The organism is Yinghuangia sp. YIM S10712 (assembly GCF_051388935.1).
Taxonomy (GTDB): Bacteria; Actinomycetota; Actinomycetes; order Streptomycetales; family Streptomycetaceae; genus Yinghuangia.
In genome coordinates this window covers 25392-49233 of sequence record NZ_JBPKBI010000028.1, presented here as the reverse complement: position 1 = coordinate 49233, position 23842 = coordinate 25392, and the positions used below count along the sequence as shown (strand labels likewise).

Annotated in this window: 21 protein-coding genes and 1 pseudogene; 15 read left to right on the top strand and 7 right to left on the bottom strand. The window is 68.5% G+C overall.

What is annotated here, in order from left to right:
* Positions 1-34: 34 nt before the first annotated feature.
* Complete coding sequence (locus ACRX5W_RS30825) at positions 35-841, top strand: amidohydrolase family protein (protein ID WP_436791677.1); 807 nt, start codon at positions 35-37, stop codon at positions 839-841.
* A gap of 87 nt (positions 842-928) precedes the next feature.
* On the opposite strand, the gene ACRX5W_RS30820 is transcribed toward ACRX5W_RS30825, so the two are convergent.
* Entirely contained in the window at positions 929-1309 is a 381-nt protein-coding gene (locus tag ACRX5W_RS30820) for a hypothetical protein (RefSeq protein ID WP_436791676.1), read from the bottom strand.
* 599 nt (positions 1310-1908) lie between these two features.
* Here ACRX5W_RS30820 and ACRX5W_RS30815 point away from each other — a divergent pair.
* The 10 genes from ACRX5W_RS30815 to ACRX5W_RS30770 all read left to right on the top strand — a co-directional run bounded on the left by ACRX5W_RS30815 (position 1909) and on the right by ACRX5W_RS30770 (position 13556).
* On the top strand, positions 1909-2637 hold the full coding sequence (locus ACRX5W_RS30815) for a DUF4232 domain-containing protein (RefSeq protein ID WP_436791675.1): 729 nt from the start codon (positions 1909-1911) through the stop codon (positions 2635-2637).
* A gap of 84 nt (positions 2638-2721) precedes the next feature.
* Entirely contained in the window at positions 2722-2883 is a 162-nt protein-coding gene (locus tag ACRX5W_RS30810; protein WP_436791674.1) for a hypothetical protein, read from the top strand.
* 102 nt (positions 2884-2985) lie between these two features.
* Complete coding sequence (locus tag ACRX5W_RS30805) at positions 2986-4518, top strand: carboxylesterase/lipase family protein (RefSeq protein WP_436791673.1); 1533 nt, start codon at positions 2986-2988, stop codon at positions 4516-4518.
* 37 nt (positions 4519-4555) lie between these two features.
* Positions 4556-5491 carry a DUF6891 domain-containing protein gene (locus ACRX5W_RS30800; protein WP_436791672.1) on the top strand — a complete coding sequence of 312 codons (936 nt, stop codon included), beginning with the start codon at positions 4556-4558 and terminating at the stop codon, positions 5489-5491.
* Positions 5492-5605: 114 nt separating this feature from the next.
* On the top strand, positions 5606-6079 hold the full coding sequence (locus ACRX5W_RS30795) for a carboxymuconolactone decarboxylase family protein (RefSeq protein WP_436791671.1): 474 nt from the start codon (positions 5606-5608) through the stop codon (positions 6077-6079).
* 420 nt (positions 6080-6499) lie between these two features.
* Entirely contained in the window at positions 6500-7735 is a 1236-nt protein-coding gene (locus ACRX5W_RS30790) for an aminoglycoside phosphotransferase family protein (RefSeq protein WP_436791670.1), read from the top strand.
* A 250-nt stretch (positions 7736-7985) separates the two neighbouring features.
* Positions 7986-8402, top strand: coding sequence for a Zn-ribbon domain-containing OB-fold protein (locus tag ACRX5W_RS30785; protein WP_436791669.1), 417 nt, complete (start codon positions 7986-7988; stop codon positions 8400-8402).
* 27 nt (positions 8403-8429) lie between these two features.
* Complete coding sequence (locus ACRX5W_RS30780; protein ID WP_436791668.1) at positions 8430-9572, top strand: thiolase family protein; 1143 nt, start codon at positions 8430-8432, stop codon at positions 9570-9572.
* A 309-nt stretch (positions 9573-9881) separates the two neighbouring features.
* Positions 9882-11570 (top strand): flavin monoamine oxidase family protein, encoded by a 1689-nt coding sequence (locus ACRX5W_RS30775; RefSeq protein ID WP_436791667.1) that lies wholly within the window; start codon positions 9882-9884, stop codon positions 11568-11570.
* A gap of 177 nt (positions 11571-11747) precedes the next feature.
* On the top strand, positions 11748-13556 hold the full coding sequence (locus ACRX5W_RS30770) for an alkyl/aryl-sulfatase (protein ID WP_436791666.1): 1809 nt from the start codon (positions 11748-11750) through the stop codon (positions 13554-13556).
* Positions 13557-13745: 189 nt separating this feature from the next.
* Here ACRX5W_RS30770 and ACRX5W_RS30765 read toward each other — a convergent pair.
* The 4 genes and pseudogenes from ACRX5W_RS30765 to ACRX5W_RS30750 form a co-directional block, all read right to left on the bottom strand.
* Positions 13746-13940 (bottom strand): annotated as a pseudogene (locus ACRX5W_RS30765) (IS701 family transposase); the annotation flags it as partial.
* Positions 13941-14496: 556 nt separating this feature from the next.
* On the bottom strand, positions 14497-15156 hold the full coding sequence (locus ACRX5W_RS30760; protein WP_436791665.1) for a GDSL-type esterase/lipase family protein: 660 nt from the start codon (positions 15154-15156) through the stop codon (positions 14497-14499).
* A gap of 317 nt (positions 15157-15473) precedes the next feature.
* Complete coding sequence (locus ACRX5W_RS30755) at positions 15474-15899, bottom strand: MarR family winged helix-turn-helix transcriptional regulator (RefSeq protein WP_436791664.1); 426 nt, start codon at positions 15897-15899, stop codon at positions 15474-15476.
* Between the two features lie 378 nt (positions 15900-16277).
* On the bottom strand, positions 16278-17450 hold the full coding sequence (locus ACRX5W_RS30750; protein WP_436791663.1) for an NAD(P)H-dependent amine dehydrogenase family protein: 1173 nt from the start codon (positions 17448-17450) through the stop codon (positions 16278-16280).
* 717 nt (positions 17451-18167) lie between these two features.
* Between ACRX5W_RS30750 and ACRX5W_RS30745 the strand changes: the two genes are divergently transcribed.
* The gene (locus ACRX5W_RS30745; protein ID WP_436791662.1) at positions 18168-18539 is read left to right on the top strand and encodes a ClpX C4-type zinc finger protein; all 372 of its coding nucleotides are present in this window, start codon (positions 18168-18170) and stop codon (positions 18537-18539) included.
* A 342-nt stretch (positions 18540-18881) separates the two neighbouring features.
* Here the strand turns inward: ACRX5W_RS30745 and ACRX5W_RS30740 are convergent, their stop codons facing one another.
* Positions 18882-19883 carry a helix-turn-helix transcriptional regulator gene (locus ACRX5W_RS30740; protein ID WP_436791661.1) on the bottom strand — a complete coding sequence of 334 codons (1002 nt, stop codon included), beginning with the start codon at positions 19881-19883 and terminating at the stop codon, positions 18882-18884.
* Between the two features lie 97 nt (positions 19884-19980).
* Between ACRX5W_RS30740 and ACRX5W_RS30735 the strand changes: the two genes are divergently transcribed.
* Positions 19981-21096: an epoxide hydrolase family protein gene (locus ACRX5W_RS30735; RefSeq protein WP_436791660.1), complete on the top strand. Its 1116-nt coding sequence runs from the start codon at positions 19981-19983 to the stop codon at positions 21094-21096.
* A 172-nt stretch (positions 21097-21268) separates the two neighbouring features.
* Here the strand turns inward: ACRX5W_RS30735 and ACRX5W_RS30730 are convergent, their stop codons facing one another.
* The gene (locus tag ACRX5W_RS30730; RefSeq protein ID WP_436791659.1) at positions 21269-21907 is read right to left on the bottom strand and encodes a GntR family transcriptional regulator; all 639 of its coding nucleotides are present in this window, start codon (positions 21905-21907) and stop codon (positions 21269-21271) included.
* Positions 21908-21971: 64 nt separating this feature from the next.
* Here ACRX5W_RS30730 and ACRX5W_RS30725 point away from each other — a divergent pair, with 64 nt between their 5' ends.
* Both ACRX5W_RS30725 and ACRX5W_RS30720 read left to right on the top strand, forming a co-directional pair.
* Positions 21972-23330, top strand: a complete 1359-nt coding sequence (locus ACRX5W_RS30725; protein ID WP_436791658.1) for an LLM class flavin-dependent oxidoreductase — start codon at positions 21972-21974, stop codon at positions 23328-23330.
* The gene (locus ACRX5W_RS30720) at positions 23330-23818 is read left to right on the top strand and encodes a flavin reductase family protein (protein ID WP_436791657.1); all 489 of its coding nucleotides are present in this window, start codon (positions 23330-23332) and stop codon (positions 23816-23818) included. Before ACRX5W_RS30725 ends, ACRX5W_RS30720 begins: the two co-directional genes overlap by 1 nt.
* The last annotated feature ends 24 nt before the right edge of the window (positions 23819-23842 follow it).

Sequence of the window (23842 nt, the reverse complement as noted above, 5' to 3'; positions counted from 1 at the left end):
CTACCCGAGCTTCCACGACGCCTACTGGAACCCGCTGTGGAAGGCCTGCTGCGACACCGACACCGTCGTCTCGATCCACATCGGCTCGTCCGGCCGCCTCGCCGTCCCCGCTCCCGACTCACCGCCGGACGTGATGATCACCCTGCAACCGATGAACATCGTCTCGGCCGCGGCCGACCTGCTGTGGTCACGGGTCATCAAGGAGTTCCCCGACATCAGGATCGCCCTGTCGGAGGGCGGCACGGGCTGGGTCCCGTACTTCCTCGAACGCGTTNCCGACCTGCTGTGGTCACGGGTCATCAAGGAGTTCCCCGACATCAGGATCGCCCTGTCGGAGGGCGGCACGGGCTGGGTCCCGTACTTCCTCGAACGCGTTGACCGCACCTACGAGATGCACGCCACCTGGACCCTCCAGGACTTCGGCGGCAAACTCCCCTCCGAGGTCTTCCGCGAGCACTTCCTGACCTGCTTCATCAGCGACCCCATCGGCGTCGCCTGCCGCGACGACATCGGCATCGACAACATCGCCTGGGAGTGCGACTACCCGCACAGCGACTCGATGTGGCCCGGTGCGCCCGAGGAACTGACCGGCGTCATGCGGCGGTTCGACGTACCCGACCGCGACGTCGCCAAGATGACCCACGAAAACGCCATGCGCTGGTACTCCTTCGACCCCTTCGCGCACATCCCGCGCGACCAGGCCACCGTCGGCGCTCTCCGAGCCCGCGCCGCCGACCACGACGTCTCGATCCGCGCCCTCAGCCACCACCGGATCGACCCGGCGGACCGCCTCGCCGCGTACCACGCCCAACGCGCCGCGATGACCAGCGCCCACCGCTGAACGCGACAAGCCGAGATCTGCGACTCCCCGGCATCCCGAGGCAGTCGCAGATCTCGGCTTCGTGCCGTCGACCGGATCGAGCCCGGCTCACACCTTGCAGTAAATGTTCTTGATCGCCGTCACGATCGCCGCGGCCTTGTTCTCGTCCATCTGGATGTTGTCGCTGCGGAACCGGTTGATGGTGTACGAGATCACCGTCGCCTGGTCCTTCACGATCCGGATGTCGTCACACGTGTTCATGGCGTGGTATATCGCCGTGTCCTCGGCCTTGCCCAGCGCGGGGTCGATCTTGTTGAGCGCGGCGATGATCTCCTTCTTCTGCGCGTCGGTCGGCGGCTGGAACGAGACGCTCTCCGACGGGCTCGCCGCTCCGGACTCCTTGGCATCCTCGCCGCCCTCCGACCCGCAGCCGGCCAGGAAAAGCGGGGCGGCGATGGCGGCGGCAATGACGAGGTGGGTGCGTCGCATGGTGCTCCCCCGTTGAAAACGTGCAAGGTCAAGAGCGTTATATCACCGAGATATAAACGTCGGTTCGCCGCCTCCAACCCCACGGGTTGCCGCGGGAAAAACTCACGGAACCCCCTGCCGCAGCCACCGCGGCAACCGTCCGACCCACCCGATTTACCCCGCTTCCACACACCCGCTTTCGACAACCAACCGCATCGACGGGGCTTGGGCCGGTCACGTCGAGTCCCGACATCGGGTGCCGACGCGGCGCAGCGATTCCCCACCGAGAGATTCGTCACCCCGGGGCGCGGATCCGATGCACAGCCCCCGGCCGGGCACGAGCGCCTTCGCGGACGGTCATCGGGCCGTCCCACGGGCAAGTGACTTACGCCATGGCCCGCTTGCTGTGTTGCTGATGAGATGGTGAAGTGCGCACCCTCCGTGTTCGATTCGCTCCCCTTGTCCTTGCCGGCGCGTTGTTGTCGACTTCATGCGGAGCGTCGAACGACAGCGCCAACCCGTCCCGCGCCGCCTCCGACTCCCCGACGGGGAACGGTGGTTCGAGCGCAGCGGAGACGGACGGAGTCCGGATCACCTCTCCGGGGAGTCGGCAGCGCGACGTGCTTGCCGTGTCCGCCGAGTTCCAGGTGACCAACCGGGAGACCGAACCGTTCACGTTCACGATCTCGTTCGAACTCAGGTCAGACTCCGGGGCGTTGCTGGAGCGGACGGAGCAGACCGTCCCTGCCGTCGCCCCCGGCCGGACGGTGACCGAAACGGTCCGCATTCCCTCCTCCGGCTCGGCGCGGGGCGACGGCGAACACGTGCGGATCTCGAAGGTCAGGCGTGTCCCCTCGGACGAGGCACCCGCCGCCGCGGGCACATGTCCGCCGTCCGGCATCCGTGTCACCCTTGGCAGTCAGAACGCCGCCATGGGCCTTCGCGTCGTGGACCTGAGCCTGGAGAACTGCGGAACACGTGCCCACGACATCAACGGCTACCCCGCGCTCACCCTCCTGGACGAGGACCGCGAGCCCGTTCCCGACATCCGGATCGCGCGGGGCAGTGGCGGCGTCGCCACCCTGGACGGCTTCGACACCCCGCCCGAAGCCGTCACCCTGCAACCGGGCCAAGCCGCCTCCGCCAGTCTGGCTTGGCGCAACACCACCGGCAACGGCTCACCCGTGCAGGTCTCGTACGTCACAGTCACCGCCGAGCCCGGCTCCCCACCCGTGACCGTGACACCCGAACTCGACCTCGGCACCACGGGGGTACTCGCGGTCAGCCCCTGGCACTTGGAGACCGGCCCGACTGATCGCGGTGGGGTCACACCTGCAACAAGGCCTTGACAGCACGGCGTTCGTCCACGCGGTAAGCCTCGGCGGCGTCGCCTGCGTCATCGACTCCCGGGTATCGACCGCCTCGATAACGGCGTGCGCGCCGAGCCCGGCCTCACCCTCACCGTCCACACCGCCGAGCCCCGTTCGCCCTCGGACGAAGCCCTCGGCCTGCTCGGCTCCTGGGCCGCGACCGGGAAGGCGGAGGAAAGGGTGAGAAAGACCGGAGCCCCGGCGGGTCCGCTCGGCACCGACTGACCTTGGTCGCTTTCTCCCTCGGCCGCGTACCATCCCCGCAAGACGTTCCGGGGTCCGCGGCCGAGGCTCCGGCCATCCTGAACGTGTCGAAGAGGGGGTTTCGTGTCGGATTCCGTTTCCGTGGTGACCGGGCAAGGGCGGCTCGCCGGTCGTTTGCTGGACGACGGCGGGGCGGTGTTCGCCGGCATCCCGTACGCCGAGCCGCCGGTCGGTGCGCTGCGTCTGCGACCGCCGCAGCCGCCGCGGCGGTGGGAAGGTGTGCGGGACGCGACGCGGTTCCGGGCTGCTCCGCCGCAGACACCGCACCCGCTGTCACCGCCCGGCGCGGTGTACGACGAGGACTGCCTGCACGTGAACGTCTGGACCCCGGACATCCGCGGACGCCGGCCGGTGATGGTGTGGATCTACGGTGGCGCCTTCGAGTCCGGCAGCGCGACGCCGCCGACCACCGACGGGCAGTGGCTGATGCGCGGCGGCGATGTGGTGGTGGTCTCCTTCCACTACCGTGTCGGCGCGCTGGGTTTCGCGCACCTGTCCGGTATCGGCGGTGAGGCGTGGGCCGGCACCGCCAACCTGGGCCTTCAGGACCAGGTGGCGGCGCTGCGCTGGGTGCGGGAGAACATCACGCGGTTCGGTGGCGACCCGGACAACGTCACCCTTTTCGGCAATTCCGCGGGCGCGAGTGCGATCGGGTGCCTGCTGGCGATGCCGTCCGCGCGGGGGCTGTTCCGGCGCGCGGTGATGATGAGCCCGCCGATCGCGCGGATCTACGCGCCCGCGACGGCGGATCGGCTGGCCGCGGACCTCCTCGACGCGCTCGGTGTCACCCGCCCCGAGCAATTGGCCGACGTACCGGCCGAGCGCATCCTGAGCGCGCAGGCCGAGATCGTTCCTGCCGACATGGGCGTGCGGGCGCTGCCCGGCGGGCGCGCCTGGGGACCGGTGCTGGACGGAACTGTTCTGCCCCGCACGCCCCTTCAGGCCGCCGCGGCGGGCGATACCAAGGGCATAACCCTGCTTATCGGGGCGAATCGCGATGAAATGCTCATATACGAGCTGATGCAGCAAGCCGGCGGCTCGGGCCCGCAGTTGGACGACGGCACGCTGTACGACGAGATCGCCGGCGCGGTCGGTGCACCCGCAGCCAGCGCGCTGATCGAGGCGTACCGTGCCGCCGAGCCCGACGCCACGCCCGCGCGGCTGCGCCTCCGGTTTCTCGGCGACCACCTCTACCGCGTGCCGGCCTGGCGCATGGCCGAGGCGCACACCCGCGCCGGAGGCACCGCGTACCGCTACCTCTTCTCCGCGGATCTCCCGGTGGTCGGCTCGGCGCACGGCATGGAGGTCCCGTTCGTTTTCGGCGGCCACGACAAGAGCGAGGGCGCACTGTCCCAGCTCTACCGGGATTGGCCCGGCTCGGCGGAACTCGGACACCGAATGACGACGGCCTGGGCCGAGTTCGCACGCACCGGAGACCCGGGCTGGGCACCGCACAGCCCGGGGGCGGTCCAGGCGTGCGAGTTCGGTTCCGCCATGGGTTTCGTGGCCGAGCCCCCCGCGTCGACCGCGGCCGCATGGGCTCTCGCCGTGAACCACCCGACCGTGCCCGAAGTCCGCGCGCCCATGCACGACTGAGCCTCGCGATCCCCTGCCGCTGGTAGAACCTGCCTGTATGGATGCATCCGAAATACGGGACAGCGTGGGGGACTTCATCGACACCGAGACCCGACGCGGAATCGGCACGTTCGACGAGGTGGTCGCGGCGACCGTCGCACACCTGGGCGAGGCCGCCGAAGCCGACGAGGTACGCCCTGTCGTCGCCGAGGCGTTCGCCGCTCACCTGGAGGAGCAGCGCACCTGGCCGGATCTGCTCGACTCCGACCGCGTGCACCGCGCGTTCCGCCTGCTGGAGATCGACGGCATCATCGCGCGGACCGACTTCATGTGCTGCCGCAACTGTGGCGTCGGCGCCATCGAGGAACAGGTCGCCCGTGAGGGCCGACGTGCCCACGGGTACACCTTCTTCCACGCCCAGGACGCCGTCACCGCGGTGCACGGGGGCGGCGTCGAACTCTGTTTCGGCGCCCTGGCGCACAGTCCTGAACTCACCGGCCAGGCAATCGTCACCCGCCTTCGGGAGACCGGCCTGCGCGTCGACTGGAGCGGCGATCCGGGCGAGCGGATATTCGTCGGCGCGAAATGGCAGCGCCGCAGACTCGGAGCACGCGCCGACTTTCCCGGCGGCCCGGTCCGTACGTCGGCGCCACTGCTGGTGACGCGCTGCGACTACTCGCGTGAAGACGGCTACGAGGACGACGTTCCGATGACCCTCGCCGAATGTCGCGGAGCCTTGTATGAACTGCCGCCCGTCGAACTGAGTTTCGTCGGCGCCGAAACCACTGTCGACGGCGTCGCGACACGGCTGGCGACGTACTGGCGGATCGAAGACGGCCGGGCACGCCTGTGGAGCGAGGTGTTCCACCCCGGGCAGTTCGACCACGCCGGACGGTACGTCAGCTTGGACGAGATCGACCGCGTGCTGGAGGCGTTCGCCGTCCAGCGGCGCGTGGTACTGGGTGAACTCGGCGAACTCACCGCCCAGTTCTGAGGTTGCGCCCGGCGGCCACCCTGGAGTGATCTGGTTCACATTCGCCGGTTGTCACATCGTCCCACCTGCATCCGTCAGAAGGACGTCAACAACCGAAACCGCAAGGAGCACGCCATGGAAGCCCGCTTCAACTACTACGGCACCGCCCTCGCCCCCAAGTTCATGCGGTACCTCCAGTCGGCGGCCAAGGTCGTGGCGGACTCGGCGCTGCCGAAGTCGACACAGCACCTGGTGGAGCTCCGGGCCAGCCAGATCAACGGCTGCGGATTCTGCGTCGACATGCACAGCAAAGACGCCGCGCACGCGGGCGAGACCTCCGTACGCCTCAACCTGGTCGCCGCCTGGCGCGAGGCCACGGTCTTCACCGACGCCGAGCGCGCCGCCCTGGAACTCACCGAGCAGGGCACCCGCATCGCCGACGCCGCCGGAGGCGTCACCGACGAGGCCTGGGCGAACGCCGCCAAGCACTACGACGAGGACCAACTCGCGGCGCTGATCTCCCTCATCGCCCTCATCAACGCCTGGAACCGCATGAACGTCATCACCCGCAACCCGGCCGGCGACTACCAGCCCGGCCAGTGGGGGTGACCGACAACACCCGAAGCCGCATCAGAAGAACAGGCCACGATTTCAACGAAGGCCCGGACCACACCGTCCGGGCCTTCGGCCTCGGGGATCCACGCGTTATGCGCACCCAGGCCGCCGGCGCCGACGCCCAGACGGGAGCAGAGTGCGCCGTCCGCGAAACAACAAGCCTCCCCGACCGACCGTGAGTCGCATTCGAACTCCCGTTCCGGCGCGTCAAGTTGGGGAGCACCCCGCGCGGGTCCAGCGGCCGCGCGCTCCGGACGACGGCGCGATGCGCGCAATCCCTTGTGTCGTGTGGCTGAAACTCGCCATCGGAGCGAACTCCTGGTCTCCTGTAGGGATTCATCGCCCGGGGTGCCGGTGAACGCGTCATCCGGTCGCGTCGGCCACGGGCTCGGATCTCGTCTATGGAGGAAGCCCGTGGAGGCTCGGACAGGCACGCGGACATCCGGCGGCCCCGCCTTCGACATGGCCAAGGGGGTCGTGCGCTACGGCGGACACTGCCTTCGGGAGCGCATCGCGTCGCCACGGATGAGCGGGGCGGCCGATGTGCCGGTGTCCGGACGGCAGATCACCCGGGAGTGGCTGACCGCGGTCCTGTGCGGTGGGCAACCCGGAGCGGCGGTCGAGTCGTTCCGGGTCGAGGATGCGACCAGCGGTACGTCGACGCGTCTGCGGCTCCACCTGGCCTACAACGAGGCCGGCAGGCAAGCGGGGCTGCCCGAGGTGTTGTTCGCGAAGACCACGGCCAAGTTCACGCAGCGCATGATGCTCGGGCTCGGGAACACGCTCGCACGGGAGCCGGGGTTCTTCGCGCACCTGCGAAACAACGTCGACATCGAGGCGCCGCGCGGCTACCACGGGGCCGCAGACCAGGCGTCCGGCCGCTCGATCGTGCTGATGGAAGACCTCGTCGCGACGAAGGGCGCCACGTTCTGCACGCCGCGTACGACCGTCACCCGCCCGCAGATCGAAGACCTCGTCGCGAACATGGCCACGTGGCACGCGCGTTACTGGGACGCCCCCGAACTCACCGCGCACGCCTCGTGGTTGGTGATGCCCAGCGTGCACTTCCGCACCCTGGACCGGCTGATCCAGCTGCGCAAGCGGGCCGAAGTCGGAGCGGCGCGGGCCGAGTCCGTGATCCCGGCCACGCTGCTGGGCACGTCGTTCGACCGCCTCTACCGCGCGTTCGAGGCATCGGCGCACCTCGCCGATGAGGGTCCGTTGACCGTGCTGCACGGCGACGGCCACATCGGCAACACGTACGTCACCTCGGAGGGCCGGATGGGCTTCACCGACTGGCAGATCACCATGGAGGGGTCGTGGGCCTTCGACTACACCTACACCGTCACGGCGGCACTCGCCGTGGAGGACCGGCGGGAGTGGGAAAAGGACCTGCTCGGCTTCTATCTGGACGAGTTGTCGGCGGCCGGGGTGAAGGCGCCGGACTTCGACGTCGCATGGCTCGCGTACCGGCGCCAGACGTTCTATCCATATCTCATCTGGCTGTACACGATCGGGCGCGGCGCGCTCCAGCCGGAGATGCAGCCGTCCGACACCTGCCTGGCCATTATCGAGCGCACCGCCAACGCCGTGGTCGACCTGGGCTCGCTCGACGCGATCGAGGCCGGACCGGGCGGCACGGCCGCGTGACCGCCCCGCCCCCCTGCACCCGCCGGCCCGGCGCTGTGATGTACGGCACCGCCAAAGAAGGGAGACGGGCGCAACACGGCACAGCAAACCCCAAGCGCCCGATTCGCCCAGTCTTACCCGCATTAAGCGCTGTTTACATCGCAACCGAGAGTGCTGTATACATCTAGCGAGAATCATATTTCCACCTTGCGTTGGCCCAGCAGCTCGCGGGTCCGCCCGTCGGCGAGCGAACGAACAAACGGAGGACGGCATGGCGAAGGCGCTCGCGCCCGACGTCTCAACGTGGCCCCAGGACAACCCCCAGCTCGTCGGCAGCCGCTGCGGCTCGTGCAGCGCGGTGACGTGGCCGAGGCAGCCTCGGTGTCCGCGGTGCAGCGGCCCGGACATGTCCGAGGAGCTGCTGCCGCGTCGGGGCACGCTGGTGGCGTGGACGACGCAGGGCTTCGTGCCGAAGCTGCCGTACGCGGGGGGCGAGACCGCGAAGACGTTCAAGCCGTTCGGGATCGGCCTGGTCCAGCTCGACGACGTCGTGCGCGTGGAGGTCCGCCTGACCACGGCCGACCCGGACCAGCTCAAGATCGGCATGGACCTCGAACTGACCTTCGTCCCGCTGTACGTCGACGAGGACGGGGAAGAAGTTCTCGTCGCCGCGTTCCAGCCCGCCTGACCCGCCGCCACGACTGAGGAGATCGACATGAACGACGTTGCGATCATCGGCGTGGGCCTCCACCCGTTCGGCCGCTTCCCCAAGACCGCCATGGAGATGGGCGCCGAGGCCATCGACCTGGCGCTGAAGGACGCCGGCGCCGAGTGGAAGGACATCCAGTTCGGGTTCGGCGGCAGCTACGAGGTCAGCAACCCCGACGCCGTCACCCGCCTGGTCGGCCTGACCGGCATCCCCTTCACCAACGTGTTCAACGCCTGCGCCACCGCCGCCAGCGCCATCCAGCAGACCGCCGAGGCGATCCGCTCCGGCCGCTACGACATCGGCATCGCGGTCGGCATGGACAAGCACCCGCGCGGAGCCTTCACCGACGACCCCAACAAGCTGGGGCTGCCGGACTGGTACGCCGAGAACGGGCAGTTCGTCACCACGAAGTTCTTCGGCATCAAGGCCAACCGCTACTGCCTCGACCACGGCATCTCGCACCGCACCCTCGCCCGCGTCGTCAACAAGGCGCTGCGCAACGGTGAGCAGAACCCGAACGCCTTCCGCCGCAAGCCGATGGCGGAAGACGACATCCTGAACTCGCAGATGCTGAACTACCCGCTGACGCAGTACATGTTCTGCTCGCCCGACGAGGGCGCCGCGGCCGTGATCATGTGCAGCGCGGAGGTCGCGCGCCGCTACACCACCAAGCCGGTCTGGTACCGCTCCAGTGCGATCCGCACCCGCCGCTACGGCGCGTACGAGGTCCACGCCACCTGGGCCGCCGTCGACGAGGACGTCTCCCCGACCGTCTACGCCGCCAAGGCCGCGTACGAGGCCGCGGGCATCGGCCCCGAGGACGTCGACGTGATCCAGCTCCAGGACACCGACGCCGGCGCCGAGATCATCCACATGGCCGAGAACGGCTTCTGCAAGGACGGCGAGCAGGAGAAGCTGCTCGCCGAGGGCGCCACCGAGATCGGCGGCCGCCTCCCGGTCAACACCGACGGTGGTCTGCTGGCCAACGGCGAGCCCATCGGCGCCTCCGGCACCCGCCAGGTCCACGAGATCGTGCGCCAGCTCCGCGGCGAAGCCGGCGACCGCCAGGTACCCGGCAACCCCCGCGTCGGCTACACCCACGTCTACGGCGCCCCCGGCACCGCGGCGACATCGGTGCTGAGCCTGTAGAACCGCACGCAGAGCACCGTCCGACGGGCGTCCACTCCGGTGGGCGCCCGTCGGCGTTTTCCGCACGCGACCGAAAAACGGCAATCCGCTTATCCGGAAAACCGTCCGAAAACCGCGGCAATTTCTTCTCGGAATTCTTTGCATTCCTGGATTTCCTAATATTCCAGGTATCCCGGGGCCGAAGGCCCATGCGCACGCTGCTGCCCCGTGCGAGTGAACGGCGCCATGGCGCAAGGAGACAAGCCCGTTTCCTGAGCTACGTTCACTTTGCCCTTTTTGCAAGGAAAGTTCGTCAAGAGGAGAGCGCGCATGGTCGAGCCCGCACAGTCCACGTCCCGCCGACGGTTCCTGGGCATGGCCGGGGCCGCCGCGACGACGGCGACGCTGTGGCAGGTCATGGCGGGGGCCGCCCCCGCCACCGCGGCTCCCGCCGACAGCAGACTGGACAAGGCGGCGCCGCAGGTGGGTGCCGGCCGGTCGGTGGCTGTCCTCGGCGCCGGACCCGCCGGGCTCGCGTCCGCGCTCAAGTTGGTCGAAGCCGGCCTCGACGTGACGGTGCTGGAGGCGCAGGACCGTGTCGGCGGCCGTACGTTCACCGCCCGCCCCGGCGACACGATCACCGAGGTATGGGACGACGGCTCGGTGCGCACCCAGACCTGCCGCTTCGACGACGGCATGTACCTCAACTGCGGGGCCGGGCACATCCCTTCCCTCCACCAGCGCGTGCTCGGACTGTGCCGCAAGCTCCGCGTGCCGCTGGAGCCGTACATCCACACCACGACCGCGAACCTGTTCCAGACCGACAAGGCATGGCAGGGCGCGCCCCGGCAGAACCGGCGCATCGCCAACGACACCCGCGGCTACGTCGCGCAATACCTCGCCCAGGCCGTGCGGAAAGGCACCGCGGGCGACGACGGGATGACTCCCGCGCAGCGCGAGAGACTGGTCGAGATGCTCGTCCAGTTCGGCGTGCTCGACCCGACCGACCACAGCTACCTCGGCAGCACGCGCTCCGGCCTCGCGCGGATTCCGACCGTCCTACAGCCCGAGGAGCCCATCAGCCCGCTGATGATGGACGACCTGCTGGACAGCGAGTTCTGGAAGCACTATTTCTTCCAGACCAACGATCTGCACTGGCAGACCACGTCGTTCCAGCCGGTGGGCGGGATGGACAACATCTGGCGGGCCGTCCTCGGCGCGCTGCCGCCGGGCACCGTCACGTTCAACGCACCGGTCAGCCGCATCCGGCTGGACGGCGACGGTGTGATCGTCGCGTGGACCGCGGGCAGCCGCGCCCCGCAGAGCCGGCGGTTCGACTTCGTCCTCAGCAACATCCCGATCACCGTGCTGCGCAAGACGATCGCGCTGGAGAACTTCTCCACCGCCTTCCTGTCAGCCGTACACAACACCCCCTTCACCGGCGCGTGCAAGGTCGGGTGGCAGGCGAACCAGCGCTTCTGGGAGAAGCCGCAATATCAGATCTACGGCGGGATCAGTTGGGTCAACGACGAGGTCGAGCAGATCTGGTACCCGTCCAACGACTACTTCTCCGCAGCCGACAAGGGCACCTTGACCGGTGCCTACAACGCGTACGAGGGCGCGAGGATCTTCGGTGACCGCTCGCACCAGGAGCGGCTGCGCATCGCACGGGCCGCCGGTGCCAGGTTGCACCCGGAGTTCACCGACGACGCGATCGTCCCCGAGCACCTCGGGCTGTCCATCGCCTGGCAGAAGGTGCCCTACCAGTTGGGCGCGTGGGCCGCCTGGGACCCGTCGGAACCGGATCAGAAGGAGATGTACTCCGAACTGATCCACCCCCAGGGCGAGGACAACTTCTTCGTGATCGGCGACCAGGTGTCCCAATTGCCGGGCTGGCAGGAGGGCGCGCTGATGTCCGCCGAGTGGGTCTACGAGTGGATCGTCAACGCGAAGCGGGACATGCGCGCCCCCGTGCAGCGGATCCCCGACGCACGGAGCCTGACCATGGGCGGCGTCTGACCGCGTACAGTGCCTGACGGCCCGTCATGTGCCTGTCACCGGACGGTGGTTCGGCGACAGGCACACGTTTGTGCCACATCGTCGAACCCGGGTGACCCGGTCGAATGAATGGGCATGGGATTCTCTACCGACTGGTAAGTTTGTTTATTTCGCCCACGTACAGGGTTCCGTCATCGCATGGTTGATCTGCCGTTCGAAGACCGGACCGATTTCGACAACGCCGACCGCGGGTTCGTCGCGTCACTCACGCCCGGCGTGGTCAAGGCCCCCGACGGCCGGGTGGTGTGGGACAACGACGTCTTCGCCTTTTTGGACGGCGACTGCCCCCCGACGGTCAATCCGTCGCTGTGGCGGCAGTCGCAACTGTGCGCCAGGCAGGGCCTCTACGAGGTGACCGAGGGCATCTACCAGGTACGCGGCCTCGACCTGTCGAACATGACGCTCGTCGAAGGCGACCGCGGCGTCGTCGTGATCGATCCGCTGGTCTCGGCGGAGTGCGCCGCAGCCGCGCTGAAGCTCTACCGCGAGCACCGCGGCGACCGCCCGGTGACCGGCATGATCTACACCCACTCGCACGTCGACCACTTCGGCGGCGCACCCGGTGTGATCCCCGAGGACAATCCCGAAGGCATCCCGATCCTCGCGCCCACCGGCTTCGTGGAACACGCCGTGTCGGAGAACGTCTACGCCGGCACGGCCATGTCCCGCCGCGGCGTCTACCACACCGGGGCGCTCCTGCCGAAGAGCCCGACCGGCATGGTCGGCACCGGGCTGGGCCAGACCGCCTCGACCGGCACGACCGCACTGATCCCGCCCACCCGGGACATCACCCACACCGGGCAGGAGGAAGTCGTCGACGGCGTGCGGATCGTCTTCCAGATGACGCCGGGCACCGAGGCGCCCTCGGAGATGAACTTCCACTTCCCCGAACGCCGCGCGCTGTGCCTGGCAGAGAACGCCACGCACAATCTGCACAACATCCTGACCCTGCGCGGGGCAGTGGTCCGCGATGCCCGGGGCTGGTCGCGCTACCTGGCCGAGGCGGTCGACATGTTCGCCGCGGACACCGATGTCGCGTTCGCGTCGCACCACTGGCCCACATGGGGCAGCGACAACATCGTGAGATTCATCGAGGAGCAGCGGGACCTGTACGCGTACCTCCACGACCAGACCCTGCGCATGCTCAACCAGGGCCTGACCGGCACCGAGATCGCCGAGCGGATCGAGGTGCCCCCGGCACTCGCGGTCAAGTGGCACACGCGCGGCTACTACGGCTCGGTGTCGCACAACGTCAAGGCCGTCTACCAGCGCTACATGGGCTGGTTCGACGGCAACCCTGCACACCTGTGGCAGCACCCGCCGGTCGAGGAGGCCACCCGGTACGTGGCCTGCCTCGGCGGGATCGACGTCGTGCTCGGCAAGGCCCGGGAGTACGTCGCGGCCGACGACCTGCGGTTCGCCGCGACGCTGCTGGGCCACGCGGTGTTCGCCGCGCCCGACCACACCGGCGCGAAGTCGGCGCTGGCCGACGTGCTCGAACGCCTCGGCTTCGGCGCGGAATGCGGCACATGGCGGAACTTCTACCTCACCGGCGCCAAGGAACTGCGGGAGGGCATCACCCCGACCCCGTTCGGCATCTCCGGGGGCATGGTCTCGGGCCTGTCCACCGAGCAGGTCTTCGACTTCCTCGCCATCCGCGTCAACGGCCCCAAGGCGTGGGACGAACGCCTCACGATCGACTGGGACTTCACCGACACCGGCGACCGCCACCGTACGACGCTGTCCAACGGCGCCCTGGTCCACCAGCCGCGCACCGACCACACCGGCGGCACCCCCGACACGACACTCAGCCTGACCCGGCAGCAAATGTTCGCGCTCGTGACCGACGGCACCACCGACGGCATCGTCGGCGACACCAAACCCCTCGCCCGACTGCTGAACGTCCTTGATGACCTGGACCCGAGCTTCCCCGTCGTCACTCCCTGACCTGGTACTGCAACCGCAGTTGGTCTGATGAGATCTCAGCTCATGGACTGTGGCCTCGTCGTTTGTAGTGGCTGATGCGTGCGCGGTGTTGGGATCGTCGTCGCCAGTGGGGCCAATACAGGACGCGGGTGATCGGCGGCGGGTGCCGGTCGGTGAGGTGGGTGATCAGGCGCCGGATCTCGGGCAGGGTCAGCGGGATGAGGCCGGGACTGTGTCCGGATCCCCTTTTGGTCGTGTCGTCGCGCGGAGGACGGCCAGGTGGTTGTGGACGGCCATGGCGATGGTGATGTGCCGGTACCAGGCGTGGTACTTGCGGACCTGGTAGTGGTCGAGGCCGCACTCGTTCTTCGCGGTCCGGAAACACTCCTCGATCGTCCAGTGCTTGGTCGGCTTGCGTGGGCGGGTAGGGCGTGGGGTTAGCCACCGTGCAGGAGTTCGCGGACGCGCGCCGCGAGGACCTGGCTGCCATCCGGGTCGCCCTCCACCCGCAGCTCGACCTGTCACCGAGCCACGCTGGGCGCGCATCACCACACCCACCCCCACGGCTAAACCCGACCCTGCGGGCCCGATCGCAGGACCTCGATCGCCGGACCGGGCCCGCAGCTCGCCGCAGAAGCCGCGCGCACGCCGAGGTCCCGTCCCACTCCCATGGGCGGACAACGGTGGACTCGGTGACGCGGCCCGGGCCTATGCTGCCGCTCGGGCCATCGAGGTGTCCTCAGCCGCCGCGGTCGCCTGGCAGTTCTCCCACGCTGGTGCCGTCCGGTGACCAGTGCGGGTCGGCCTTCGCGCCGATCGCCGCCGGCCGCTGCGCCGGAACAGGAACCGGCACGAGTGCGCGGCTGCTCTGCTGCCGGAGAACTGGTCCCGGATTCTGTCATCGTGAATCGACTGCGTACGGGCGAGTCTGGCGTGCGGGGACGGTGCACACCCCGGGATGTCAAACCGGTTGTGTGAGGCTCGGCGGGTCCGGATGGCGCAGGCCGAGGTCTTCGACGTACGGAAGCAGGGCCTTGGCCCATGCGGCATAGCCTGCGCCGTTAAGGTGCAGTTGGTCGTAGGTGTAGTCCGGGCGCAGTTGACCCGTGCCGTCGTCGAGGATGGGCCATAGGTCGATGTAGTCGGATCGGGCTTGGCGCGCGATGCGCCGGTAGGCGTGATTGAGCTGTCGGATCGCGACGGCGTGTTCGCGTTCGCGGGGTGTGACGCTTTGGATGAACAACGGTGCCTGCGGCGCGCGTCGGCGGAGTTCGCTGACAAGGGCACCCATGCGGTCGGTGATCTGCGCGACGGTGGGGTGGCTGTCCGTCCGGTTCGAGGCGAAGTCGTTGGTCCCTGCAAGGAGGAAGACCGCTGCAGGCGCGATGATCGCGGTGTCCAGCCGTCCGCGAATGTCGTCGATCGTGTTGCCGCCGACTCCGCGGTTGACCAGGGGCACGCCGGGAAACCACTCGTGCCACAGGCCGCCTTCGGTGAGGCTGTCGCCGAGAAAGACGACCCTGCCCGTGGGGGAGGGCACATAGTCGAATTGTGCGGCGCAGGCGGCCATCTTGTCGGCCAGCCGGGCACGCATGGCTGCTTTGAACTGTTCGGGAACCATGAGAATGCCTTCTTGCTGTGTTCTCTGTGTGGGGATCTGCGGCATGACCGGGTTCGTTTCGTCGGGGAGGTCCCGGGTGGTTTCCGACGGTCGTGAAGTCGGCGGCTGATTCGCGCGACGCTGCGGTGTCCTGGGACGAAGAATTGCTTTGATGGGTCGGCTCGTTCGCCGTGCACGCGCCGCAACCTATCGCCGCGTGGGCGGACTTGACCCGACTCGCCGACTTCCCAGCCGACGCGCAACGTGCGGTGGAGTGGCACGCTTCGACGCCTGGGTCTTGCCCGGGCCGAGCCCGCGCACAGTCGCTCACGCGCCCACTATCGATACGGTTCAAGCAGTGCATCGAGGGCGTTGAGGGCATCCTTGACACGCGCGATGTCGGCAGGGTCAGTGCTGCCGGTGGCCCTGGCAACTGTGTCGTCGATCTCGGCGGGCGGGAGGTTCCGGGCGCGTTCGAGAGCGGCCGCCGAGGGGCGCACCAGGGTGCGGCGGCGGTCGCGGGGGTCGGTGACCGTTTCCACAGAGCCGTGCTCGCGTAGGTTGGCGACACAGGCCGAGACCTGACTCTGCGGGTATCCGACCCGCTCGGTGATATCGGAGACCGAGCTGTCGGGATTCTCGAAAACGTCCGCCACGATGGCCCGGGTCGCACCGGAGAGCCTCCGCGTGCCCATCTCGGGCATCGCTTGTTCGCCGAGCTTCATCAGCGTGCGCCCCAGTCGGAACAGCTCGTATCCATCCACGCTTGAACATTACACCAAAATAGATGCATCACACTTGATGTAATCGTCCGTGGCGAGCTAGCGTCACTCGATTCCTTCCGCTGTCCCGTCAGGGGCAAGGCGCCGGTGTGAGAACTGTGTGCTGGTCCGATTGCTTGTCACCTAGACCCGCCCGTACCGACGTGCTATCGCCGCCGAGTCGCCGAGCGTGGCTCCCGCGACCGGCCCCTGCTGCCCGGTCATCCAGTCGATGAGCCGCGGGCACTTTCCAGCGGCCGCCCGCGCTGCCTGACTGTGGTAGTCGTCGGCGATCCGGCACATGCCTTGGAAATGTTGCTTGGCCGATGTGTATCGGCCCGTGCCGCCCGTGCGGGCCGGGTCTCGGCACGGCCAGGTCGGTCAGGATGCGAGCGTCGCGACGATTGTCGGAAGGTCGGACGTCGTACGGATTCCCGGCTTCGCCGCGATCACGTAGGGGACGGAGTTCACCGCGGGGTTCGCGGTGTACCCCGGAGTCGTCTCCGCCATCACCTCCGGGGGCATTGGCGGGAACTGGAGGTCCAGGGTCATGGATGCGTCACCATCGACCATGACGCGCCAGCCATTCCGCAATTCCCAGTTTTTGTCGATTTCGGTTGTGCAGTACCACGTGGCGGTGAAGCGCATCAGCGCTTTCCCGTTGCGGATGCCGGCCACCGTCATGCGCTGAGCGGCAACGGTGCCCTTCTTGATCATGCCTGCGGCGATTTCCACGTCGCGCAAGGCCGTCGCAACCTCGCCGGACCGCTCAAGGGAATCGAGCGGAACCGACAGCGCGTCCGCGACGTGCGCGAGGGCGGGACCGAAGCTGCCGCGCGCGTTCGTCAGCCGTGCCTTGGGGAAGTCGGACACCGTGCGTCCGAAGCCCATGCTCCGGAACAGCATGTCGGGCGAGTTGCGCGACGACACGTCCGCGTACTCGTCGATCGTCAGGCTGTTCAGCCGTCGCTGCATCTGCGACAGGACCAGTGGTATCGCCCGGTTGATGAATCCGGGGCTGACGCCCGTGCTGTGGATCGAACTGCCGCCCTCGGCACACGCGGCCTCGACGCGCTCGCGAACCTCGGGGTCCATGCTCGCCGGGTGCTGGAAGTCGTCACGCGTGGTCACCACGTTCGCGCCCGAAGCGAGCAGCCGACAGATCTCGTCGAGATTGGTCGCCGCGGCCATGTACAGAACACAGTCGGCATCGAGCGCGATGATCTCCTCGATGTCACGCGTCGCGACCACGCCCGTGTCCGGCAACCCGCACAGCGCACCCGCATCACGCCCGGCCTTGTCCTCACTGTGGACGTACACGCCGACCAAGGACAGGTTCGGATGCTCGAGTACATGCCGCAGCGCGCGGCTGCCTATGTTGCCCGTGCCCCACTGGACGATCCGGTGGGGCGCTGCGGCAACAGATGTTTCGGTGGAGGAACTGGACTTCATCGATACCTCATCTGTCGAGGAACGGGGAACTCCGGCCGCGGGCGGGCGTTTCCGCGGGCACTGCGATGGGCGTGGCGGGGTTTGCACCGCAGCCGCAGCCACCTCGGCGACGCCGGATTCCCGGCCCAGTAGCTACCGTGCGGCGCACGACCTCGACCCGTCCGACGTGCAGCCACGCGCGCTTGACGACGGCCTCGCGCTCGGCCCGCCAAAACTCCTGCGAGATGAAGGCCTGGTACGGCACGCCCCGGTCCCCACCTTGAAATGATGCTCGTCGGGCTCCCCTCGGCCGGCTTGGGAAACAACGCCATTGCGTCGGTCCTCCTCCAGGTGGCAGGCGGCGCGCGTCTCGCGGTGTCGGGGCGCAGACCCGCGTGCGGAGCCCGGGCGGGACCGGGCCGAGGGATGGTGCTTCCGGATGGGCCCGTGCGCGGGCGCCGTTCTGGCTCAGCTTCGGTGACTCGTTATTCGATCCATCATGGGCACTGATGGGCCTGCTTGAACAATAGAATTCCGACATGTGAGCATAGCCTCGTTTCATGGTTGCGCCGGGGTTCCGGGCATCCCGCCTGGGCTCCGCCGCGTCGCGAACACTGGTAGGTGGCTGCGCACACCGCACCGAACGCGTCGGAAAGGGACGAAGGCACCCAGTCCGACGCGTCGATTCTTCGGCTGCCTGTGACCCTACGTTCGGGCTCGACTGCACGGACGGGTGATGACGGAGTCGAAACGGGCTGTCATGAACCGTGGAGCCGGCTTGTCAGGGCTGCCCTGACCACCTAGCGTGTCAGGAGAACCCTGACGCGACGGAAGGTAGCCATGACAGCCACTCTTCAATCCGCCGAGCCCACGCAGTGCTCCTTCTGCGGGAAGCCAGGCTCCGAGGTCGGCAAGCTGGTCGCGGGACCGGGTGTCTACATCTGCGACGAATGCGTGGCACTGGCGGAACGGATCGTGGCCGAGGCGCTCGGGACACGCTCCCCAGAGCGCGGCCAGGTATGGATCGCCATGACGGACGAGGAGATCCTGAACCGTCTGCCTCAAGTCGCCGCGCACATCGACCGAGCCGAGGACGACCTGAGAGTGTGGGTTCAGGAACTGCGGCGACGTGGAGTGACCTGGGCCCGGATCGGACAGACGCTCGGCATCACTCGCCAGTCTGCCTGGGAGCGCTTTTCCGGCGAGGAGTGATGGGCGACGCAGGCGCGGTCAGAGGGCTGATGTCGACGGCAGGATGCTTCATACACTCCATCCGCGGCTACTCCGCCGGTGCTGTCGACTACATCACCCGGTCCGGTCGAACTCCGTCAGCTGCGCGGCGATCTCGCGCTCTTGCTCCTTCAGGCGCGCCGGCACCGCCCCCAAGGTCAGCTCGCTGTCGCTCACGCGCCGCGCAGGGTGGGGGTTTGGCGCTCGCCCCGACCACCCACACGACCAACCCGCCCCGCGTTCGCCGCCGTTCACCCCCCCCATGCCCCAGAGACCGCCCTGAACCCAAAACGGTAAAGGCCGCGTTTCTCGGCCTGGGGCGGGCTACAGCGCGTCCGCAGTGCCGGCGGACCGTTCCGAGGCGAACTCGTCGGCGGCTTTGACCGCTGCCGTGTACCGGTCGGCCAAAAGCCTCAGGTGCCCGACCAGTTCATCCGGCGACTCGACAGTGAAGCCGAGACCGAGCATGCCGATCCAGACCGCGACTGTCTCCAGGCTGTCGCCGCCGGTCACGAGCACCGAACGCCCGTCGGGGCGGGACTCGACGACACCTACGGCCGGGTTGATCCGGGCGAGAACGTCCTCGGCGGGCGCGTCCACGACGAGGCGGGCATGTACCGACCACCCGGTGCGGGCGACCTCGCGCACCACGAACTCGGTGAGGTCGCCGGGTGGCTGCACCGGGGTGAAGTGACGGCCGCCGGGCAGGCGCAGCGTCAACCAGTCCACGCGGTACGGCATCCACGTTCCGTCGTCAGGCGCACGTCCGACGACGAACCACCGGCGCTGCCAAGCGATGAGCTTGTAGGGCTCGAACTCGATCCGCTCATCCCCGCGGTAGAACGCCCGCAGGCCCCGGCGGTCGCGGATCGCGGCGGCGATCTCGGTCAGAAGCCCCGGATCGACTTCCGGGTCTTCGACGTTGGAATCGGTGTTCACCGGGCCGGCTTCGGTGGCATCCCGCAGCGAGGCGAGGCGGCGGCGAAGACGGTCCGGCATCATGTGTTCCAATTTGGCGAGCGCCCGGCCGCCGCTCTCCGCGAACCCGGCGACGCCCGTGACGGTGCGCAGGCCGACCGCGACCGCGACCGCTTCGTTGTCGTCCAAAACCAACGGCGGAAGCTTCGCACCGGGGCCCAAGCGGTAGTACCCGCCGCGGCCACGCACCGCGTGCACCGGGTAGTCCAGTTCGCGCAGCCGGGCGATGTCGTTGCGCACCGTCCGCTCCGTCACACCGAGGCGTTCCGCCAACTGCGAGGCGGTCCACTCGGGCCGCGCCTGGAAAAGACCGAGCAGGGCAAGAACGCGTCCGGAAGTCTTCTTCACCGCGCCCATTAAACCGGCATCAACGGTTCCGCAATGGTTTCTAGGGTCGGAGACAACGCAGACGGAAGCCCCCCGGGCAGAACCGAAAGGCCGGACCATGAACGCGCAGATCACCCCGTTCGTCATCGACATCCCGCAGGCCGACCTGGACGACCTGCGTGCCAGGCTGGACCGCACCCGGTTCGCCCCCGCGGTGCCCGGCGATGCCTGGGAGTACGGCACGCCCACGTCGTACCTCCGCGACATGGTCGAGCGCTGGAAGTCCTTCGACTGGCGCACGGTCGAGGCCCGCCTGAACGCCTACGACGGCTACCTCACCGAAATCGACGGCCAGCGGATCCACTTCCTGCACATCCGCTCCCGGCACGCGGACGCCACCCCGCTGCTCCTGGCCCACACCTACCCGGGCTCGCAGTTGGACTTCCTCGACATGATCGAACCGCTCGTCGACCCCGAGGCGCACGGCGGCACCGCCGCGGACGCCTTTCACCTCGTCATCCCGTCCATGCCTGGCTTCGGCTGGTCCACCCCGGTCACCGACACCGGGTGGACCATGCGGCGGGTCGCCGCCGCGTACGACGTCCTCATGCGCCGTCTCGGTTACGACTCATACGGCGTCCACGGCAGCGACGGCGGGGCCATGGTCGCCCGCGAGCTGGCGGTCGCGGACCCTGAGGGCTTCCGGGGTGCTCACGTCCTGCACCTGTTCTCGTTCCCGTCGGGCGACCCCGCCGAGTTCGAGGGCTTCGGCCCGAAGGAGTACGCGGCGCTCGCGCACATGCAATGGTTCCAGTCCGTCGGCGGCTACAACCAGATGAACGGCACCCGCCCCCAGACCGTCGCCGCCGGCCTCGCCGACTCGCCCGTCGCCGTCTTGGCGTACAGCGAACTGTTCGAAAGCTTCGGGAACGGCACCAGCCTGGTATCCCCCGAGCAGGTCATCGCCCAGGCCACGCTCTACTGGCTGACCAACACCTACGGTTCCGCCGCCCGCTACCACTACGAGGAGCAGCACTCCGGCGCCGAACCGGTGGTCAGCACCGGGCGGATCGGCGTGGCCGTGTTCAAGGACGACTTCCAGACCATCCGTTCGCTCGCCGAACGCGACAACAAAGGGATTGACCACTGGTCCGAGTTCCCCCGAGGCGGGCACTTCGCCGCCATGGAGGTACCCGGAGACGTCGTCACGGACCTGCGGGCGTTCTTCGGCTGAGCCGCGCTGCCGTCTGTCGGCCCCGCGCACGCGGGGGCCGACAGTTCGCGCGGTGGCGGATTCGGCGCCCCGAGAACCGGTGAGGTTCGTGGTCACCGCACCAGGCACCCCGGCCACGACGTGAACCGTCCCGCACGAACCCTCGGCGTCGGTCGCCCCGACGCGGTCGGGGCTACTGGCGGAGGAAGTCCGCCAGTGCGTCGCCCGCCGCGAGGACGTGTTGCTCGGCGACCTTGCGGGCGTTGGCGGCGTCGCCGGAGCGCAGGTGGTCGAGCAGTTCGTCGTGTTCCGTCTGGTTGTGGATGGGGATCACGGCGAGGAAGTTCGAGGGGATCAGGCGTACCGCCTGCCGCAGCAGGGGCAGCAGATGCGGGACCCCGGCAGCGGTGTTGACGATGTGGTGGAAGCGCCAGTTGGCCTCGATCATGGCCGGGCCCGGAGGGTCGTCCGCGATGGAGCCCGCGACCTCTTCGAGTTCCTTGAGCGCGGCGGGGGTGATCCTCTGCGCCGCCCACTCGGCGGCCTTCCCGCTGAGCGTGGCGAAGATGGCGAAGTTGTCCAGGGTCTCGGCCGGGGTAGCGCCGAGGACGCGGACGCCGCTGCGCGGTGCGATCTCCACGAGGCCTTGGAAGGACAGCTCCAGCAGCGCTTCGCGCACGGGCGTACGGCTGATGCCGAATTCCTCGGAGATACGGTCGAGGTCGAGCCGCGTCCCGGCGGGCAGTGCGCCGGTGAGGATGCGGTCGCGCAGCTCCCGCTCGGCCCGCTGCCGCACGGTTCCGCCGATTTCGGCAGCCGGAGTGTGCCTCATCGCACAAGGGTATCAGCGCTGTACATGTTGAATCTGATATATCAGATGTGCCATCTTCTCTCCCATGAGTCGAAACCCAGGAGACCAGCTCTCGCTGGTCGCGTTCATGCAAGCGGGCAACACTTCGGTCTACGCGGGGTCCTGGCGCCACCCGGCGACAGAGCACAGGTACCTCGACGCGTCGTACTACGCCGACCTGGGCCGCACACTCGAGCGCGGCCTCTTCGACCTGATGTTCTTCGACGACCGCCTCGCGATGCCGGGCATCTACGGCGGTTCGGTCGCGGACGCCGTCCGGTACGGCGCGCGGCCGGTGAAGCTGGACCTGAGCGTGGTCCTGGGCGTGCTCAGCCAGGCGACGTCGAAGATCGGCCTGGGTGCGACGTACTCCACCACCTACTACGCGCCGTTCCACGTCGCGCGGACGTTCGCCACGCTCGACCACCTCAGCGGCGGCCGCGCGGCGTGGAACGTCGTGACGTCGGTCAACGACAGCGAGGCGCAGAACTTCGGCGTCAAGCAGCACATGAGCCCCACCGAGCGCTACGACCGGGCGGACGAGTTCCTTGAGGCGGTCGCCGGTCTGTGGGACACGTGGGAGGCCGACGCGCTGATCCACGACCGCGAGGCCGGCATTTACGCCGACCCCGACAAGGTCCACGAACTCAACTACCACGGCAAGCACTTCGACGTGCGCGGCCCGCTGACCGTCCCGCGCACCCCGCAGGGCCGTCCGGTCGTGCTCCAGGCCGGCTCTTCCGGGCGCGGACGCGACTTCGCGGCTCGCTGGGCCGAGCTCATCTTCACCGGTGACCCCGGCATCGAGGTGGCGCGCAGCCACTACGCCGACCAGAAGAAGCGGATCGCCGAACTCGGCCGCGACCCCTCTTCGGTGAAGATCTGCCCCATGGCGTACACCGTCATCGGCGAGTCCGAGGCCCACGCCGCCGAGCGCGAGCAGACGTTCCTCAACGACCTCGTGCACCCGATGGCGTCGCTGACGCTGCTGTCCGAGCTGATGAACTACGACTTCGCGGCGCACGACCTCGACGAGATCGTCACCGACGAACTCGTCGAGAAGTCCACCGGCATCCGCGGGCTCGTGCAGAACCTGCGCGCCCACATCGGCGACACCGTGCGCATCCGCGACCTGGCCGGACACCGGGCGACCCTGCTGCAAGGGCCGCGCTTCGTCGGCACGGCGACCCAGGTCGCGGACCAGATGGAGGAGTGGTTCAAGACCGACGCGTGCGACGGCTTCGTGCTCGCCGCGACCCACCTGCCCGGATCCTTCGAGGAGTTCGTGCGCGGCGTGGTGCCCGAGTTGCAGCGCCGCGGCCTTCACCGCAAGGAGTACACCGGGTCCACGCTGCGCGAGCACCTGGGCCTGGGAGAGCCGCCGGCCGCGCCGAGGACAGCCTGATGACGACCGTCACCGGTGAGGAATTCCGGGATCTCATCGGGCGGTTCGCGTCCGGGGTCACCGTCATCACCACGGTTTGCGACGGCGTTCCGTACGGCACGACGGCCAGTGCGATGACGTCGGTGTCCCTCGACCCGCCGATGCTGCTGGTCTGCATGAACAAGTCCTCGGCCACCGGTCAGGCGATCGCGGCGAGCCGTCACTTCGCGGTGAACGTGCTCGCCGAGGAACAGGCGGACCTGTCGGCGCGCTTCGCCCGCCGGGGATCGTCGTTCGACGACATCGACGTCAACTGGGGAGAGAACGGGGCTCCGCTGCTGCCGGACGCTCTGGCGACCTTCGAGTGCCGCATCGCCGACGAAGTGGTGGCGGGAACCCACGTGGTCGTCATCGGGACGGTCGAACGGGCTTCAGGACGCGCGGGGTTGCCCCTGGCGTACTTCCGCGGGAAGTTCGGCCGACTGGCCGTGGACACGGCCGACGTCTGACCCGGCACCGCACCTGAGGGCGGT

Bases quoted from the DNA above. Each gene is read 5' to 3' on its own strand.
- ACRX5W_RS30820 (WP_436791676.1), bottom strand. From the start codon at position 1,309: ATGCGACGCACCCACCTCGTCATTGCCGCCGCCATCGCCGCCCCGCTT.
- ACRX5W_RS30800 (WP_436791672.1), top strand. From the start codon at position 4,556: ATGGATGCATCCGAAATACGGGACAGCGTGGGGGACTTCATCGACACC.
- ACRX5W_RS30795 (WP_436791671.1), top strand. From the start codon at position 5,606: ATGGAAGCCCGCTTCAACTACTACGGCACCGCCCTCGCCCCCAAGTTC.
- ACRX5W_RS30785 (WP_436791669.1), top strand. From the start codon at position 7,986: ATGGCGAAGGCGCTCGCGCCCGACGTCTCAACGTGGCCCCAGGACAAC.
- ACRX5W_RS30780 (WP_436791668.1), top strand. From the start codon at position 8,430: ATGAACGACGTTGCGATCATCGGCGTGGGCCTCCACCCGTTCGGCCGC.
- ACRX5W_RS30775 (WP_436791667.1), top strand. From the start codon at position 9,882: ATGGTCGAGCCCGCACAGTCCACGTCCCGCCGACGGTTCCTGGGCATG.
- ACRX5W_RS30770 (WP_436791666.1), top strand. From the start codon at position 11,748: ATGGTTGATCTGCCGTTCGAAGACCGGACCGATTTCGACAACGCCGAC.
- ACRX5W_RS30760 (WP_436791665.1), bottom strand. From the start codon at position 15,156: ATGGTTCCCGAACAGTTCAAAGCAGCCATGCGTGCCCGGCTGGCCGAC.
- ACRX5W_RS30745 (WP_436791662.1), top strand. From the start codon at position 18,168: ATGACAGCCACTCTTCAATCCGCCGAGCCCACGCAGTGCTCCTTCTGC.
- ACRX5W_RS30735 (WP_436791660.1), top strand. From the start codon at position 19,981: ATGAACGCGCAGATCACCCCGTTCGTCATCGACATCCCGCAGGCCGAC.
- ACRX5W_RS30730 (WP_436791659.1), bottom strand. From the start codon at position 21,907: ATGAGGCACACTCCGGCTGCCGAAATCGGCGGAACCGTGCGGCAGCGG.
- ACRX5W_RS30725 (WP_436791658.1), top strand. From the start codon at position 21,972: ATGAGTCGAAACCCAGGAGACCAGCTCTCGCTGGTCGCGTTCATGCAA.
- ACRX5W_RS30720 (WP_436791657.1), top strand. From the start codon at position 23,330: ATGACGACCGTCACCGGTGAGGAATTCCGGGATCTCATCGGGCGGTTC.